The sequence below is a fragment of the Erwinia aeris genome, from assembly GCF_041224955.1.
In the GTDB taxonomy this organism is placed as follows: Bacteria; Pseudomonadota; Gammaproteobacteria; order Enterobacterales; family Enterobacteriaceae; genus Erwinia; species Erwinia aeris.
The window spans coordinates 361,447-377,219 of sequence record NZ_JBGFFX010000001.1 but is presented as its reverse complement, the minus strand read 5'-3'; the positions used below and the strand labels follow the sequence as shown (position 1 = coordinate 377,219).

General features: G+C 56.0%; 14 protein-coding genes. 5 read left to right on the top strand and 9 right to left on the bottom strand.

Annotated elements, in window-relative coordinates; translation table 11 throughout:
* Positions 1-11 precede the first annotated feature (11 nt).
* Positions 12-203 carry a YnbE family lipoprotein gene (locus AB6T85_RS01920; RefSeq protein ID WP_253453943.1) on the bottom strand — a complete coding sequence of 64 codons (192 nt, stop codon included), beginning with the start codon at positions 201-203 and terminating at the stop codon, positions 12-14.
* Positions 200-2,818 (bottom strand): YdbH family protein, encoded by a 2,619-nt coding sequence (locus AB6T85_RS01915; protein ID WP_369894675.1) that lies wholly within the window; start codon positions 2,816-2,818, stop codon positions 200-202. The genes AB6T85_RS01920 and AB6T85_RS01915 overlap by 4 nt, the downstream gene beginning before the upstream one ends.
* Before the next feature lie 177 nt (positions 2,819-2,995).
* Between AB6T85_RS01915 and AB6T85_RS01910 the strand changes: the two genes are divergently transcribed.
* Entirely contained in the window at positions 2,996-3,988 is a 993-nt protein-coding gene (locus tag AB6T85_RS01910) for a 2-hydroxyacid dehydrogenase (RefSeq protein WP_301729496.1), read from the top strand.
* Between the two features lie 9 nt (positions 3,989-3,997).
* Here AB6T85_RS01910 and AB6T85_RS01905 read toward each other — a convergent pair whose 3' ends face one another.
* Complete coding sequence (locus AB6T85_RS01905) at positions 3,998-4,261, bottom strand: putative hemolysin (protein WP_125287660.1); 264 nt, start codon at positions 4,259-4,261, stop codon at positions 3,998-4,000.
* Positions 4,262-4,656: 395 nt separating this feature from the next.
* Here AB6T85_RS01905 and AB6T85_RS01900 point away from each other — a divergent pair, with 395 nt between their 5' ends.
* Positions 4,657-4,944 carry a putative quinol monooxygenase gene (locus AB6T85_RS01900; protein ID WP_253453937.1) on the top strand — a complete coding sequence of 96 codons (288 nt, stop codon included), beginning with the start codon at positions 4,657-4,659 and terminating at the stop codon, positions 4,942-4,944.
* Between the two features lie 44 nt (positions 4,945-4,988).
* On the opposite strand, the gene dbpA is transcribed toward AB6T85_RS01900, so the two are convergent.
* From dbpA to zntB, 4 genes are all read right to left on the bottom strand, one after another.
* Positions 4,989-6,368 (bottom strand): ATP-dependent RNA helicase DbpA, encoded by a 1,380-nt coding sequence (dbpA, locus tag AB6T85_RS01895; protein WP_301251679.1) that lies wholly within the window; start codon positions 6,366-6,368, stop codon positions 4,989-4,991.
* A 194-nt stretch (positions 6,369-6,562) separates the two neighbouring features.
* Complete coding sequence (gene ttcA / locus AB6T85_RS01890) at positions 6,563-7,456, bottom strand: tRNA 2-thiocytidine(32) synthetase TtcA (RefSeq protein WP_369894674.1); 894 nt, start codon at positions 7,454-7,456, stop codon at positions 6,563-6,565.
* A 156-nt stretch (positions 7,457-7,612) separates the two neighbouring features.
* Positions 7,613-7,804 (bottom strand): proline-rich small protein YnaL, encoded by a 192-nt coding sequence (ynaL, locus tag AB6T85_RS01885; RefSeq protein WP_301251677.1) that lies wholly within the window; start codon positions 7,802-7,804, stop codon positions 7,613-7,615.
* A 242-nt stretch (positions 7,805-8,046) separates the two neighbouring features.
* On the bottom strand, positions 8,047-9,030 hold the full coding sequence (gene zntB, locus AB6T85_RS01880; protein WP_253453929.1) for a zinc transporter ZntB: 984 nt from the start codon (positions 9,028-9,030) through the stop codon (positions 8,047-8,049).
* A 321-nt stretch (positions 9,031-9,351) separates the two neighbouring features.
* Between zntB and bglF the strand changes: the two genes are divergently transcribed.
* The 3 genes from bglF (at position 9,352) to AB6T85_RS01865 (ending at position 14,113) form a co-directional block, all read left to right on the top strand.
* Positions 9,352-11,229, top strand: coding sequence for a PTS beta-glucoside transporter subunit IIABC (gene bglF / locus AB6T85_RS01875; RefSeq protein WP_369894673.1), 1,878 nt, complete (start codon positions 9,352-9,354; stop codon positions 11,227-11,229).
* A 17-nt stretch (positions 11,230-11,246) separates the two neighbouring features.
* Positions 11,247-12,641 carry a 6-phospho-beta-glucosidase gene (ascB, locus tag AB6T85_RS01870; protein WP_369894672.1) on the top strand — a complete coding sequence of 465 codons (1,395 nt, stop codon included), beginning with the start codon at positions 11,247-11,249 and terminating at the stop codon, positions 12,639-12,641.
* A gap of 158 nt (positions 12,642-12,799) precedes the next feature.
* Positions 12,800-14,113, top strand: a complete 1,314-nt coding sequence (locus AB6T85_RS01865; protein WP_369894826.1) for a carbohydrate porin — start codon at positions 12,800-12,802, stop codon at positions 14,111-14,113.
* Between the two features lie 204 nt (positions 14,114-14,317).
* Here the strand turns inward: AB6T85_RS01865 and licT are convergent, their stop codons facing one another.
* On the bottom strand, positions 14,318-15,199 hold the full coding sequence (licT, locus tag AB6T85_RS01860; RefSeq protein ID WP_369894671.1) for a BglG family transcription antiterminator LicT: 882 nt from the start codon (positions 15,197-15,199) through the stop codon (positions 14,318-14,320).
* Positions 15,200-15,359: 160 nt separating this feature from the next.
* The gene (locus AB6T85_RS01855; protein ID WP_253453922.1) at positions 15,360-15,689 is read right to left on the bottom strand and encodes a hypothetical protein; all 330 of its coding nucleotides are present in this window, start codon (positions 15,687-15,689) and stop codon (positions 15,360-15,362) included.
* Between the last annotated feature and the right edge of the window lie 84 nt (positions 15,690-15,773).

Below are 15,773 nucleotides of genomic sequence, written 5' to 3'. Positions count from 1 at the left end.
CGGCTGCTTTTTTATTGCCGCAGCGGCGCATCTTCGCCGTTTTTCAGCAGCGTCTGCACGTCTTTGTCCGCTTTAATCACGATTTCATGCTCGATTTTCACGTTCATATTGATGGTAATCGGCTCTTTTGGGGCAGCGACCTCAATACGGGGCACGCAGCCGCTGAGCAGCATCCCCGCGAGGATCGGCAGAGCTGTTTTCATTCGGTTTTTCCTTGTGCTGACAGCGTGGCGTGCTGCTCTGTCCAGGATTGCAAATTGTCACCAAAGCGCAGGCTACGCCACAGCTGAAAAATATTTTCCTGCTGCGTGTAGTGCAGCGAGACGTGCTGATTTTTATCGCTGAAGCGGCTGGTGCCGTTGACCTGCGCCGTCATGGTCATCTCGCCTTTATTATCAATATTCAGCGTGGCCCGACTGCGGGAAATTTCCATATAGCGCAGCCAGTCCATCGCCGCGCCGGTGGCAATATTACCGGAAGCCAGCGCGTCGGCGAAATCTTTATCCAGCCGCAGCGTCAGCGGGCCGCTGTTGGTGATCCAGCCCTCTTTGACCAGCCAGGCAGAGTTTTGCAGCCACAGCGGCAGCGCGCCGTCAACGCGGCCGGACATGGCGATTTTTTTCGGCTGAATGGCCGTTACCAGCTCGCTCATGCTGATAGCTTTCAGCCGTAGCGTGGCCGCTTCGGTTTGCGGTAGCTGAAGGCTAAGCAAACTCAGCTCGCCGCCCAGCACCTCCACCCCGACGTTGCTCAAGCGCAGCGGCCGGGCGGTGCTCCACGGATACCAGCCCTGAAGATCGGCGCGAATATTTTTTAGCGCAAACTGGTTTTTAATTGCCTTGATGCGCAGCGAAACCGGGCCTTTGGCGCCAAAGTACCACTGGCCCGCTTGCAGCCTGAACGGCAAAGAGAAATCGATGCCGGTAAACTGGTTATCCGGCGTGCGCACGCTGCCATCGCTGACCACCCAGTGGCCGCCTGCGGCAAAACCCTGATCCGCCGCCGCTGAAAAAGCGACCTGAGCTTTCAGCGTGCCGCCGCGAACAGACATTTTCAGATCGTCGTTCAACAGTGACTGGAAAACCCTTAGCGACTGCTGCGGCCACCAGGCCTGGCCACGCAGCCGCGTACCGTCCCAGCGGCCCTGTATCCGTACCGGGCCGACCGGATCGGCGGTCAGTTTGCCCTTATAGAGGAAACGAGCGGGATCGCTACCGTTGAGGTCAAGCATTAACTCTGCGGGCGGCAGATAACCGCCGCTGTCGAGGCTGGTGCGCTGCGCGTTGAGCCGCAAGCTTGCGCTAAAAGCGGGGATTTTCTCGTCGCGTAGCCAGCGAACTGGTTCCACCAGCGTTAACCTGGGCGCGGCCATTGTTACCCCGCCGTAGCGAATTTTATCGAATCCTGTGGACAAAGAAGCGAGTTCGATTTGCCGATCCTGCCAGCTTCCACACCCTTTTACATCCCATTTGGCCGCCAGCGGTGCCATCAGCCCGTCGCCCCAATAGCGCCATCGCCAGCGGCCTTTATCCGGCCAGAATCCCGTGGCGCGGCCGTCCAGATGAAGGCGGAACCGTCCCATCTGGGTATCGTGCGCGCTAAGAATGGCCTGGAGCCGTCCTTCAATGCCCGCTGAAGAGACCGCCACGCCGGAAAGCGGCCAGCGCGCTTCGTCCACTTCCAGCGTAGAAAGCAGACGCCCGCGCATCCGCAACAGCGCGCCGGGCTGAAGGCGCAGCACGGGATCAAGCAGCGGGCCTTGTAGCTTGCCGGGAATGCCGGCGAAAAATAGCAGCTGCGCCAGTTTGCTTTCGCCCGTCAGGCGAAACGGCAGCTGGCTTTGCGTCCAGTCCAGATGGCCCGGCCCTACTGACAGCACGACGTTGCCTTTGCCGCCGCGTCCCTGCGTCAGCACGTTGAGTCGACCTGTGACTTCCATACCCGGCAGCCCTTGCCGCCAATCCTTTAGCATCAGGGTCACGCCGCCCGACACCGGTTGTGCGGCCCAGGGCCAGCGCCATTTGCCCTGGCTAATCGCAATTTGCTGTGCCGAAACCCGCCACGGCAGCAGCAGCAGCGGCTCCTTCAGATCCTGCGCCCTGAGGCTCAGCGTACCGCTGTTCTGCTGCCAGTTGAGGCTGGCCCGCAGCGGCTGTGGAACGCTTGCCGTTTTCAGCGTGGCCGCCAGCTCGCCGCTATCCGGCAGCCGGTCAGGTATTTTCGGCAGCGTCAGCAAACCGTTCATGGTGATGGGATCGGTCATGCCCGCTACGCTAAGCGCCAGCGACTGTACATCCAGCTGCTGGCCCGCCAGCACGGCCCGTAACGAAAGGTTTTCGCCCTGCCAGTGAATAAGCTGCCGTTGCGGATCGAGGTTGAGCCGCAGCGCTCCCGCCCAGCTTTGCCAGGGAAGCAGGCTGACGCGCTCAATGGCAACGTCTGCTTTTGGCAACATTGACTGCCACTCCGCCAGCGAACGCGGCGCGGCAGGCTGATCGCTGCTTGTTGACAGCTTGCTGAAACAGGCGCTGTTGACTTCAAGCAGCGTCGCGCCCAGCGTCCAGCGGCCTGCGGCTCTTCCCAGCGTCACGTTGCTCGCCTTTGCCAGCTCGCAGTCGCCTGTGCGATAGCGAAGGCCGGGCAGCCACAAGGCGCCTGAACGCCAGCGGGGGTTGCCATCCAGCCTGACCGTGGTGGCAGCGGGCAGCCAGAAGCCCGCCAGCCGCGGCAGCCACCAGCTCAGCGTCAGCAGCCCGGCGCCGCTTAAAACCGCAGCCGCTGCGATGGCGATAATAAATAGCTTCCAGCCCCGGCTCATACGTCAATCTATTCCTTAGGTTAAGGCGTAAATCATGGCACGTCCTGCGCGCCGCGAGAAGATTTTAGCGGGTAATTATTCACCTGCCGAACAAATATTGCCTGCCATTGGCTGACTAGCCGCCCAATGCAAAGTATTGTTAAGGGAGAGCTGTCTGACGGATACAGGAGATCATGCATGAAACTTGCGGTATACAGTACCAAACAGTACGACCGGAAATACCTTGAGCAGGTTAACGAAAGCTATGGATTTGAGCTGGAATATTTTGATTTCCTGCTGACCTCGCGCACCGCGAAGACGGCGGCCGGCTGCGATGGCGTCTGCATTTTCGTCAACGACGATGGCGGCCGCGAGGTGCTGGAGGAACTGGCGTCGCTGGGCGTCAAATATATCGCGCTGCGCTGTGCCGGATTTAATAACGTCGATCTGGACGCGGCAAAAGCGTTGGGATTGAAAGTGGTACGCGTGCCGGCCTACTCGCCTGAAGCCGTGGCGGAACACGCCGTTGGTATGATGATGACGCTGAACCGCCGTATTCACCGGGCCTACCAGCGAACCCGCGACGCCAACTTCTCGCTGGAAGGCCTAATCGGCTTCAATATGCACGGCCGCACCGCCGGTATTATCGGTACGGGCAAAATCGGCCTTGCCACGCTGCGTATCCTGAAAGGATTCGGTATGCGGCTGCTGGCTTTCGATCCCTATCCTAATCCGCAGGCGCTGGAGCTGGGCGCTACCTACGTCGATATCAAAACGCTGTTCAGGGAATCGGATGTGATTTCACTACACTGTCCGCTAACGCCCGAAAACAATCACCTGCTGAACATGGCGGCTTTCCAGCAGATGAAAGATGGCGTGATGATTATCAACACCAGCCGTGGCGGCCTGATCGATTCTCAGGCGGCGATTGACGCGCTAAAAATGCAGAAGATCGGCTCGCTGGGTATGGACGTTTACGAAAACGAACGCGATCTTTTTTTCGAAGATAAATCTAATGACGTTATTCAGGACGATATCTTCCGTCGCCTGTCCGCCTGCCATAATGTTCTGTTCACCGGCCATCAGGCTTTCCTGACGGCAGAAGCCCTGACCAGCATCGCCGCGACCACCTTGCAAAATCTGCAACAGCTTGAAAAAGGCGAACTCTGCGATAACGAGCTGACGGGCTAACGCCGCTTTTTAGCGAGCGCAGCTGCCGCTGGCTAGCGCGCTTTCGCCGCAGCGACGCCCGTTGGCCAGCTGGCACATGCCTACAGCACTTCCATCCAGCTGGCGCGAAAGCGCCAGCGTTCCCCCGGCGTCGGAGCAGGCGCTGGCGGCCAAATCGGACATCACAACTTTAGGCGGCACGTGGGCGCTGGTAGCCTGCTGCGGTGGCTCGTTATCGTGGCTACAGCCGGTAAGCAGGACGCAACCAGCAAGCAGAAATATCGCTGCTCTCATCAGAAAACTCCGGAAGAAGGACTTAGGCGTGGGTCAGCATATGTCAGGATGCCGTCAGGGTCGAGCGCAGTCACGAATATTTACTAAATTAAAAATAATGAATGGCAATAGCCGCTGGTCTGATTTTACCAATAAGGTCATCAACGCAGACAGTAGTGACAGTGTCACCAGGATGAACCTGGCGCCCGCCTGAAGCTGAGCATAAGCGTGACGTTGTCACCTTCGTCGACTTTTAGCTGTTGGCATTACGTGCGTTGACACTAAAGCCTGGCTGAATAAATAGCGTAACGACCTGAAGGATTAAGCAATTTATGGCATGATGTCTTTCTCTCTTCGGCGGCTAATCCTGTCGAACGGAAACGGCCTTACACCGGGTTTTATCTAAGGAGAATAAAATGAGCGACAAACATGTGCGTATCGTGGCGAAGTTTACCGCCAGAGCAGGTAAAGCAGACGAACTGAAGAAAGTGCTAAACGCGGGCGTTAAGCCGGCACGCGCGGAAGAAGGCTGTATTCATTATGACCTGTACCGCAGCGTAGAAGACGGCAACGTGTTCCTTTTTCACGAAACCTGGCAGGACGCGCAGGCCGTAGAGACGCATGGCAATCAGCCGCACTTTAAAACGCTGATGGCCGATGCCGAACCTCTGGTGGCGCAGCCGCCGGAAGTGCTGAAGTTCTGAAGCAAGAACACCCTGTTCAGGGTGTTCCGGGCCTGCCGGCGCCGCTACTTCAAAAGTCGGGCGCGGCAGGTTTTCCCTTTGATTTTCACCTGCTGCAATTGCTTCATCACCTGGCGCGCGCTGCTCTGACGGATAGCGACATACGCCTGCGTTGGGCCAATATCGATTTTACCGATAGCGTCGCCGCTCAGCCCTGCCTCACCGGTTAACGCGCCCAGAATATCGCCAGGGCGGATTTTTGCCTTACGCCCGCCGTCCAGGCTCAGCGTCGCCATTTCCGCCGGTAGCGGACGAGGCGCCACGCTTTTCAGCTCCGACACGCTGCGCCAGCTCAGCTTCTGCTGTAAAAAGTCTTCCAGCGCGTGGGCGCGGATCATCTCGTCCGGCGCAACCAGACTGATCGCCAACCCTTCCGCACCCGCGCGGGCCGTACGGCCAATGCGGTGCACGTGCACTTCCGGATCGTACGAAAGCTGATAGTTGACCACCATTGCCAGCGCTTTAATATCCAGTCCGCGCGCGGCGACATCCGTAGCCACCAGCACGCGACAGCTGCCGTTGGCAAAACGGATCAGCACCTGGTCGCGGTCGCGCTGTTCCAAATCGCCATGCAGCGCCAGCGCGCTGATTTGCTGCCCTTCCAGCGCGGCGGCGATATCGTCGCATTCGCGTCGGGTGTTGCAGAACACCACGCAGGAAGACGGCTGCTTATCGCTAAGCAGGCCGATTAACGCCGGCAGTTTCTCTCGCGAGCCGGCTTCATAAAAAGTTTGCTCAACCGCTGGCAAATCGCTGACCACATCTGTTTCCACGCTCAGCGGATCGCGCTGAACACGCTGGCTAATCTTTGCGATATCCTGCGGCCAGGTCGCGGAGAACAGCAGCGTCTGACGCGCGGGCGGCGTGTAGCTGATAATGGCGTCGATATCATCGCGGAAGCCCATCTCTAACATGCGGTCGGCTTCGTCCAGCACCAGCGTACTTAGCTGGCCCAGCTGCAAGGTTTCACGCTTCAGATGATCCAGAATACGCCCCGGCGTGCCGACGACGATATGCGGCGCATGCACCAGCGAATCACGCTGGGCGCCCATCGGCTGGCCGCCGCACAGGGTCAGAATTTTGATATTGGCGGTAAAACGCGCCAGGCGACGCAGCTCTTTGGTGACCTGATCGGCCAGCTCGCGCGTCGGGCAAAGCACCAGCGATTGGGTAACAAACTGCGTGGCGTCGATGCGCTGCATCACGCCGAGGCCGAAAGCGGCCGTTTTGCCGCTGCCCGTTTTTGCCTGCGCGCGGACGTCGCGACCTTCCAGGATCGCCGGTAACGATGCGGCCTGAATGGGGGTCATGGTGTGGTAGCCCAGCTCGTTCAGATTGGCGATCTGGCTGGCTGGCAGGGAAGTCAGGGTTGAAAAAGCGCTCACAAATTACTCTCTGAAAAACCGGAGGGGAAATTGCCGCTGAGTGTAGCAGAAAAGCGCTGGCGGACGTTACTGCCGCGGAGGGAATTGTGTGCCGGGCCGACGAAGGGATGCACGGGCAGCAAAAGCAGCGGCTGAAAAAGCAGGCGCGGCTTCCGCTGCACGGTTAACGACAGGGAGCGGCCTCCCCGGCTTACTCAGATATTGGTGACGTCGATAAACATCGCTTTATCAATGTTGGTAGAGGAAACCGTCGCTTCGGTAAAAGCGTACTCCTCTCTTTCGCCTTCGCGATCCAACGGCAGATTGACGAAATCGAACAGATTGCGATCCGCCAGCTGGCTTGGACTGACGTTTTGCAGCGATTTGAATACGCTTTCCACGCGTCCCGGCTCTTTTTTATCCCACTCGGCAAGCATTGCTTTAATCGCCTGACGCTGTAGGTTTTCCTGCGATCCGCAAAGGTTGCAGGGAATAATCGGGAAGTCTTTCTGTTCAGAATAGGCGATCAGATCTTTTTCGCGGCAGTAGGCCAGCGGCCGGATAACCACATTGCGGCCATCGTCGGAACGCAGCTTGGGCGGCATTGCCTTCATGCGCGCGCCGTGAAAAATATTCAGAAACAGGGTTTCCACAATATCATCAAGATGGTGGCCCAGCGCGATTTTGGTGGCGCCGATGCGTTCTGCAAAAGAATAGAGCGTGCCGCGGCGCAGTCTTGAACAAAGCCCACAGGTGGTTTTGCCTTCGGGAATTTTCTCTTTTACAACAGAGTAAGTGTCTTTATCCACGATATAGTAAGGGATATTCAGGCTCTCGAAGTACTCTGGCAAAATATGCTCGGGAAAACCAGGCTGCTTCTGGTCGAGATTCACGGCGACCACCTCAAACTTCACGGGCGCAACCTTTTGCAGACCCAGCAAAATATCCAGCATGGCAAAGGAATCTTTACCGCCGCTCATGCAGGCCATCACCACGTCATTCTCTTCAATCATGTTGTAATCAATGATGGCGTTGCCGACGTTTCTTCTGAGGCGCTTTTGCAACTTGTTGAATTCGAGCGTCTCTTTTCTTGTATCAGTCTGATTCATAAATACTTATTACGCCGAGCGGACAAACCGGCGGCGGGTTTCCTGGTTGAGCGTTGGACTGTCGCGGATTATACGGGTTTTTAACAGAGGTGGAAATATTCGGGAAGCGGCCGTCAGCTGCAAAAAAGGCCGGCGATGTTAACCGGCCTGGCCGTGCTACATGTGCGGCGGCGGATCGGTGATGGGATCCGGCATATCAGGCGGCGGATCGGGCATCGGCTGCGGTGTTGGAATAGGATCGGGAATCGGTACGGGATCGGTCGGCACCGGATCGGAAGCTCTTGGTGTATCCATTACGTAGTCGGACAGCATATCTTCCTCCTCGAACATAAGGTGAACTGTAAGCATAGGCACCACCGCCAGCGCTGGCAAACGGGCAAAAAAAAGCCGGCTTACGCCGGCCTGTATGAATTAAAAATGCTATGCAGTAATTCAAAAAAGGAAGTAAGACAATATGGAGCGCAACGCCCATCGCTTGACGTTGCATTCACCTGCGAGAAAGAGTTTGCCCCAGCCGTCTGCTCCTTTTATTGATATCGATCAGCTTTATTGCCCCTTTTTGCGCTTTATCGCGGCAGAGTGGCGGTAAATTACAGCCATTTACGGCGACGTAACCACCAGGCAACGCCAAGCACCAGCGCCACTAACAAAAAGCAGAAGGTGGCAAAGCCGAAGCGCCACTCGCCGCCCGGGATGCCGCCAAGGTTGACGCCAAACAGGCCGGTGAGAAAGGTTGTCGGTAAAAAGACCATCGCCAGCAGCGACATGGTATAGGTACGACGGTTCATCGCTTCCGCCATCACCGTGCTGATCTCATCCGACAAGACTGCCGTGCGCGCCACGCTGGCATCCAGGTCGTCCAGCCCACGACCCAGCCTGTCGGCGATATCCTGCATGCGTCGTCGATCGTCATCGCTCATCCACGGCAGCCTTTCACTGGCGATACGCGAAAATACGTCGCGCTGAGGTGCCATATAGCGCCGCATAATAATCAGCTGTTTACGGATCAGCGCCAGCTCGCCTCTGGGCGGCACCTGCTGATCGACTACCGCATCTTCCAGTTCGATAATTTTATCGTGTAGGTCCTCAATAAACTCGCTGGTGTGATCGGTTAAGGCGTCGCAAACGTCCACCAGCCAGCCGCCGCCGTTGGTCGGGCCGTTGCCGTTTTGCAGATCGGTCAGCACTTCATCAATAGCGAACACCTTACGCTGGCGGGTAGAAACAATGAGCCGGTCATTAATAAATACCCGCACAACCACCAGCTGATCGGGACGCGATTCGGTATTCAGGTTGACGCTGCGCAGCGTAATCATCGTTCCGTCGCCCAGACGATTGACTCTTGGGCGCATACTGTCGCCGCCCAGGGCGTCACGCACGGCATCCGGGAGCAGCGGCGTGGACATCAGCCATTCTGCGCTTTCCCGGTGGGTGTAATTCAGGTGCAGCCAGCAGGGCTTGTCACAGTGAATTACGTCTTTATCATCAATCGGGATCAGTCCGCCCTTTCCGTCCAGCTGGCAGGAAATAATGGCGTCCGATACCTGTAAGGCCTTGCCTGCTATGCTTTCCACAACCTTTCCTCGCAGCATAATCAATGCGATACAGTCTAGCCTGCGCGAATGCCAATGCAAAACCTCCTTTCTGAGCACACAGGTTAAAAAGCGTGTCAGTGTGCAAATAAAACTCGATCCGCCTCACGATTCAGTCATCAACCCATCGCCGATGCTTGTTATTTGTTCGCCTTTAAGAAACTATCCTGAATGCTAATCAGGGTTGTCACTGTCTACGCAGGCAAAACCTGAACCGCTTATTTTCATGCCCGTGGCGAAAATAAGCGGTTCAGGTTTTTTTTTGGTTTTTTTCAGTTAAGGCGAAGGTGCAGGGAGCGTTTTATGAACTATCAGCAGCTGGCCCAACAAATTCTGCAAGGCGTGGGCGGCCGGGAAAACATAGCGTCACTGGTACACTGCGCGACCCGACTGCGCTTCAGGCTTAAATCCGTAGCGCTGGCCGATACGGCCTCGCTAAAAAACAATCCGGGAATTATTACGATCGTCGAGAGCGGCGGTCAGTATCAGGTGGTGATAGGCAATCATGTCGGCGACGTCTATCAGGCGCTGTTGAGCGAAGGCGGCTTAAGTGAAGGCGAACAGGCTGCCGCTGCGCCCGTAAAACTGTCTCTCTTTAATCGTTTTATCGATATCGTTTCGGGCATTTTCACCCCGTTCCTTGGCGTAATGGCCGCTTCCGGCGTGCTGAAAGGCCTGCTGGCGCTGGCGCTGGCGATCGGGCTGCTGCAGGAGCAGAGCGGCAGCTATCGGGTTCTTTTCGTCGCCAGCGATGCGCTGTTTTATTTTTTCCCCCTCGTGCTCGGCTACTGTGCCGGTAAAAAATTCGGCGGCAACCCTTTTACGTCGATGGCGATTGGGGCTGCGCTGGTGCATCCCTTAATGCTGGAAGCCTTTAATCAGGCGCAAAGCGGCGAAGCGCCGCTCTCCTTTTTCGGCGTTCCTCTGATCCTTATCAATTACGCTTCGTCGGTGATCCCCATTTTACTCGCCGCCTGGGTCGCCAGCCTGCTGGAGAAAATGGTTAATTCGCGCCTGCCGGATGCCATCCGGAATTTTATTACGCCGCTGCTTTGTCTGGGGGTGGTGGTACCGCTGAGCTTTTTAGTTATCGGTCCGGTCGCCACCTGGCTCAGTAACCAGCTGGCTGACGGCTATCTGTGGATTTACGCCCTGAGTCCGCTGATCGCCGGGCTTTTCCTCGGCGGTTTCTGGCAGGTGCTGGTTATTTTTGGCCTGCACTGGGGGCTGGTGCCGCTGATGATTAATAACCTCAGCATGCATAGCCAGGACTTTATGATGCCGCTGCTGTTCGCCGCCGTAATGGGCCAGAGCGGCGCGACGCTGGGCGTGCTGCTGCGAACCCGCGATCGCAGGCTGAAAGGCATTGCCGCTTCCGCCTTCAGCGCCACCATTTTTGGCATTACCGAGCCGGCGGTTTATGGCGTCACTCTGCCTAACCGCCGTCCCTTTATCTTTGGCTGTATCGGCGGCGCGCTGGGCGCGGCGCTGATCGGTTTTTACCATGCCAGCGTTTATTCGTTTGGACTGGCCAGCATCTTTACGATTTTTCAGAGCGTGCCTAAAACGGGCATTGATATCACCGTTTATGCCGTGCTGGCAGGGGCCCTGCTGTCGCTGATTTTTGCGGCCGTCGCCACTTACTTTTTCGGTCTTGCTCCACAGCAGGAAACCGAAACCCTCGTCGATGCGACGCCGGAGCCTCCCCCGGAAAAGCTGACGCACACCTTTACCCTGACCAGCCCGCTAAGCGGCAAAGTAGTGCCGCTGGAACAGATCGCCGACGAAACCTTTGCCAGCGGCCTGCTGGGGAAAGGCGTAGGGATTGTGCCCGACTGCGGTCGTGTCGTTTCCCCACTGGACGGTCGCGTGGCTTCGCTGTTTCGCACCGGACACGCGATTGGCCTGATCGCCGAAAACGGCGTGGAGCTGCTGATCCACGTCGGGCTGGATACGGTACAGCTGAACGGCAACTATTTCATCGTTCACGTGGCGCAGGATCAGCCGGTGCGCCGTGGGGAGCTACTCATTGAGTTCGATCTTCCGGCTCTGCGTGAAGCCGGTTATGACCTGACCACGCCCGTCATCATCAGCAACAGCGACGACTATCTTGACGTGCTTCCCGCCAGCGATCGGGAACAGGTAGCGGAAAACGGCGCGTTGCTGAAGCTGATTATGTAACTGCTTAAGGAGCAATTATGCATACATTTCCACAAAACTTTCTTTGGGGCGGCGCGATGGCCGCTAATCAGGTTGAGGGAGCATGGCGGGAAGGTGGTAAAGGCCTGTCGACCTCCGATCTGCAACCGCACGGCATTTTTGGCGAACGCGTTGCGCGCCAGCCGGGCGATTTTAACATCAAGGATATTGCCATCGATTTTTATCATCGCTATCCGGAAGATATCCGGCTGTTCGCCGAAATGGGCTTCACGGTGTTACGCATCTCCATCGCCTGGACACGCATTTTCCCACAGGGCGACGAGGAGCAACCCTGCGAGGCCGGACTGGCTTTTTACGATCGCCTGTTTGACGAGATGGCTAAATATAATATTGCGCCGATGGTGACGCTTTCGCATTACGAAATGCCCTACGGCCTGGTCAGCAACTACGGCGGCTGGGGCAACCGTCAAACAATTGTTTTTTTTGAACGCTATGCCCGCACGGTATTTGAGCGCTACAGGCACAAAGTAAAATACTGGCTCACCTTTAATGAGATCAATATGTCACTGCATGCGCCTTTCACCGGCGTAGGCCTGCCGGAAAACAGCAGCAGGCAGGCGATATACCAGGCCATTCACCATCAGCTGGTGGCAAGCGCACGGGCAGTAAAAGCCTGCCATCAAATTGTGTCTGAAGGCAAAATCGGCAATATGCTGCTGGGCGGCCTGCTTTATCCTCTGACCTGCCGTCCTGAAGATATGCTCGAAGCGCTACAAAAAAATCGTGAATGGCTGTTCTTTGGCGATGTACAGGCGCGCGGCGCTTACCCACCCTATATGGCACGCTTTTTTAAACAGCAAGGTATCGAAATAGCTATCAGCGAGCAGGACAACATCGATCTGCGCGAACCCGTTGATTTTATCTCCTTCAGTTATTACATGAGCGGCTGCGCCACGGCGGATAAAACAGCGGCCCTGGCGCGTGGCAACGTGCTGGATATGGTGCCGAACCCACATCTTCCCGCCTCTGAATGGGGATGGCAGATCGACCCGCAGGGACTGCGGCTGCTGCTGAATATGCTTGCCGATCGCTATCAAAAGCCGCTGTTTATCGTGGAGAACGGCCTGGGCGCCAGGGATAAGGCAGAAGCGGATGGCGCAATCAACGACGATTATCGCATCGCTTATCTGAACGATCATCTGGTGCAGGTGCGTGAAGCCATTAAAGACGGCGTGGAGGTCTGGGGCTATACCAGCTGGGGGCCAATTGATTTAGTGAGCGCCTCGAAAGCCGAGTTTTCCAAACGCTACGGTTTTATCTATGTCGATCGCGACGACCAGGGAAACGGTACGCTGGCGCGCAGGCCCAAAAAGAGTTTTTGGTGGTATCGCGAGGTTATAAAAACCCAGGGTGCCTCTCTGAGCCAGCGGTGAATAAATCCAGGCCGGACATGCTCAATCCGGAGGGCAGTTAACGCCTTCCGGCAATGTCGTTAATAGCCTGCCTGAATCGGTTAAAGGAATAACGGATGAGAAAGATCGCTTACACCTTTAAAGTCAGAACGCTCATTACGCCAATCGTTTTTGGCCTGATGGTTTCAGGCCCGCCCGCTTACGCCAGCGAAGCCTGGCAAGGAGAGGCTCTGGGCTTTGTTCCTTCCACGCCAGGGCTGCTCGGCGATATGGGTGGGGTAAGACCGGTTCTGGAGGCGGATGGTTTCCATTTCAACCTCGGCTATTTAAGTCAGGTTGCTTATAATGCTGCCGGTGGTTACAACCACGATCGTCATGCAGCCTATATCGATCAGTTTTCGCTGACGTTCGGGCAGGATCTTGAAGACCTGACGAATATTGCCGATGCCAAAATCGAGGGCAATATTGTTAATCGCAATCACGATGACAGCCTGACCTTTAAACGATTACAGGATCCCAGGGTCAGCGCTAACGATATTGCTCAGGAAAGCTCTGGCCGGGGTTCCATCACCCGTCTGGGCTGGTTAACTTTCGCCCGGACCTTTCACGATCGCCGTCTGCACTGGCGCATTGGTATGATGAACAAGGTGCAGGATTTCGATCAAATAATCCCCTGTGACTTTCAGCTACTTTCGCAGTGCGGCGGCAAATCAGCTAACTCTTTTACCTGGTATAACTGGAACGTGCATTACTGGGGAACCACGCTGCAATATAAACTTAACGATGAGCTGACCTTAAAAGGCGGCATAATGGAGCAGAACCCAAATGCTGAGTCGCGCGGCCATGCCTGGAGCGGGTCAACCAGAGGCAGCAAAGGCGTGGTGCTGCCGTTGGAGCTGGAAATAAAAACTCGCATAAATAACCTGCCCGGAATTTATAACCTGGGCCTGCTGTTTACCAATGCGCCGCAAACCGATTTTTATGCCGGAAAGTCCCAGGCTACCGGCGCTGACGATGCGGAAGGTTATCGTAGCCATCATCGAACCTGGTTTCTGTACGGCGGCTTTAACCAGCAGCTTACCCGACACAAAGACGATGCCACCCGCGGGCTGAGCTCTTCATTCAGTATGAGTTTAAGCGATAGGCGCAGTAACCTGCTGCATCGGGTCGCAGCCGTTTCGTTACGCTATCACGGCCTGGCCGATGCACGGCCCGATGACTGGCTGGGACTGGGCGCTACATGGATTGAAATAAGCAAGGATTACCGCCGGAACCAGCAATACCTTAACGAGCTACAGGGAACACATGACTATGTCGATGCGCTTTATCACCCTCTTCCTGGTCACACCGTCAACGCCGAGCTCTACTATCGCCTGCGTGCGACCTCGTGGTTGGAGGTTCAGCCAGTAGTGCAATACTGGCACCGTCCCGGTGCTTTACGGGAAACGCAGGACGCCTGGGTAAGAGGAGTAAAAACGGTTATTACTTTCTGATTAAAAACATCGGCACGCCGCGATGAATTTTCCGCCGGTATGGGAGACTTCAGGCGGCGTTCTCTGATAGTGGATTTGTAAGCAGCCCTGATAAGGTTTGAAATCTGTAGCCTGTAATCCATAGCACGTAAGGCATAACTGATAATGCTTACTATAAGCCGCGGCCCGGTATCCCGATACCAGATTTCGTCGCCCTGCTCTTTGTCAGGCCTTCCCTGCGAGCTTACGCCTCATCCTCATGCTCTTCAGGGCCAGCGTCTCTTTTCTGACCCGCTCAATATGAATGGTCAGAAACATGCGCTCTTCCGTTCCCAGCGTATAGGCATAATTTTTTACGATATGGCGGTCGATCTTCTCAACGCAGCGATAGGCTTGTGGGTAGCGGTTGCGCACCACGTCGTGCAGCGAGCGGTCGTCGCTGACCACGCCGTTTTTCCCCAACATCCGCTGGGCAAAGAACTTAAGATGGGTGACAAAGCGGTTATAGCTCAGCGAGTCGGGCTGATATTCGATCTGCAGATGATATTTCACGATATCCAAAATTTGCTGCATAAACCGCGTGATGGCGTGTACCTCCGGCATCGCGCTATGCAGCTGCGCGTTAACCAGATGCAGCGCAATGAAACCAGCTTCATCTTCTTCAAGACGCACGCCCAGCCGCTTCTCAATAATCGTCAGCGCCGCCAGGCCAAGCTCATATTCTTTAGGGTAAAGCGAGCGGATCTCCCAACGCAGTACGTTGCGCAAGGGAATTTGCTGCTGCTGGCGCTGAAGCGCGAAGTGGATATGATCGGTCAGACCAATCGCCACGCTTTCATGCAGAGCGGTGGTCAGCGCCTGCCTCGCCTGTGCGATAATGCATTCGCTGACGGCAAGCACCTCTGGCGGGATTTCCGTCAGCAGCTCGGCTAACCGCCCTGTCAGCTCGCTGCTTTGCAAGGCAAAGACTTTTTCCACCCGCGTGGGATCCAGCCGCTCGCCCGGTCGTTTCTGAAAGGCCAGCCCGCGCCCCATCACGACCTGCTCTTTGCCCTGTTTATCCAGCACTATCGCCACGTTGTTATTGAGTACTTTGATAATATCCATTTAGTTACCCACAAATAAAAAAACCTGACGGTCGGATCGCGCCGATGTCAGGTTTTGCCTGCAGCGAAGCAGTAGCAATCCAGCCGCTACCATAGATCATTGCGGGTGTAGCTCAAGCGCTGCGTGATGAAACTGTGAGATCTCTCGTAAATCGCGTTTTTCAGCCCGGCAGCGTGGCGGAACATTTGGTTTTTTCCAGTTGTTTCAACTGGATCATCCGCTGGTCAGCATGTTTCTGCGCCAGGCTTTTCGCCACGCCGTTGCCAATGCCGAAGTCACCGATAAAACCCAGTACGGTAAGCCCGCTGAACTCGCCGGTTTTATCAATCTGCTGCTGTACCTGCTGCTGGCTGGCAATTTCCTTTTGCACTGCCGGGCAGTCCAGAGTCGTTTTTTGTACTTCACTCACCGAGGGTGAAGAAGGATAGTGTTTCAACGCGCAGCCGGATAGCAGCACTAGTAAAGAAAGCAGCGTAACGATTTTAGTCATAAAGCACCTGATAACGGGGAGTCACTGTCCGTTATTATCTCTCGTCAATCCGATAACGATGCGTAAAGCACCTGCACGATTAGC

What these genes read in the sequence shown, in the direction of transcription:
- AB6T85_RS01920 (WP_253453943.1), bottom strand. Translation starts at nt 203, where the DNA reads ATGAAAACAGCTCTGCCGATCCTCGCGGGGATGCTGCTCAGCGGCTGC.
- ttcA (WP_369894674.1), bottom strand. Translation starts at nt 7,456, where the DNA reads ATGAATCAGACTGATACAAGAAAAGAGACGCTCGAATTCAACAAGTTG.
- bglF (WP_369894673.1), top strand. Translation starts at nt 9,352, where the DNA reads ATGAACTATCAGCAGCTGGCCCAACAAATTCTGCAAGGCGTGGGCGGC.
- AB6T85_RS01905 (WP_125287660.1), bottom strand. Translation starts at nt 4,261, where the DNA reads ATGAGAGCAGCGATATTTCTGCTTGCTGGTTGCGTCCTGCTTACCGGC.
- AB6T85_RS01900 (WP_253453937.1), top strand. Translation starts at nt 4,657, where the DNA reads ATGAGCGACAAACATGTGCGTATCGTGGCGAAGTTTACCGCCAGAGCA.
- AB6T85_RS01865 (WP_369894826.1), top strand. Translation starts at nt 12,800, where the DNA reads ATGGTTTCAGGCCCGCCCGCTTACGCCAGCGAAGCCTGGCAAGGAGAG.
- AB6T85_RS01855 (WP_253453922.1), bottom strand. Translation starts at nt 15,689, where the DNA reads ATGACTAAAATCGTTACGCTGCTTTCTTTACTAGTGCTGCTATCCGGC.
- ynaL (WP_301251677.1), bottom strand. Translation starts at nt 7,804, where the DNA reads ATGCTTACAGTTCACCTTATGTTCGAGGAGGAAGATATGCTGTCCGAC.
- AB6T85_RS01910 (WP_301729496.1), top strand. Translation starts at nt 2,996, where the DNA reads ATGAAACTTGCGGTATACAGTACCAAACAGTACGACCGGAAATACCTT.
- licT (WP_369894671.1), bottom strand. Translation starts at nt 15,199, where the DNA reads ATGGATATTATCAAAGTACTCAATAACAACGTGGCGATAGTGCTGGAT.
- AB6T85_RS01915 (WP_369894675.1), bottom strand. Translation starts at nt 2,818, where the DNA reads ATGAGCCGGGGCTGGAAGCTATTTATTATCGCCATCGCAGCGGCTGCG.
- ascB (WP_369894672.1), top strand. Translation starts at nt 11,247, where the DNA reads ATGCATACATTTCCACAAAACTTTCTTTGGGGCGGCGCGATGGCCGCT.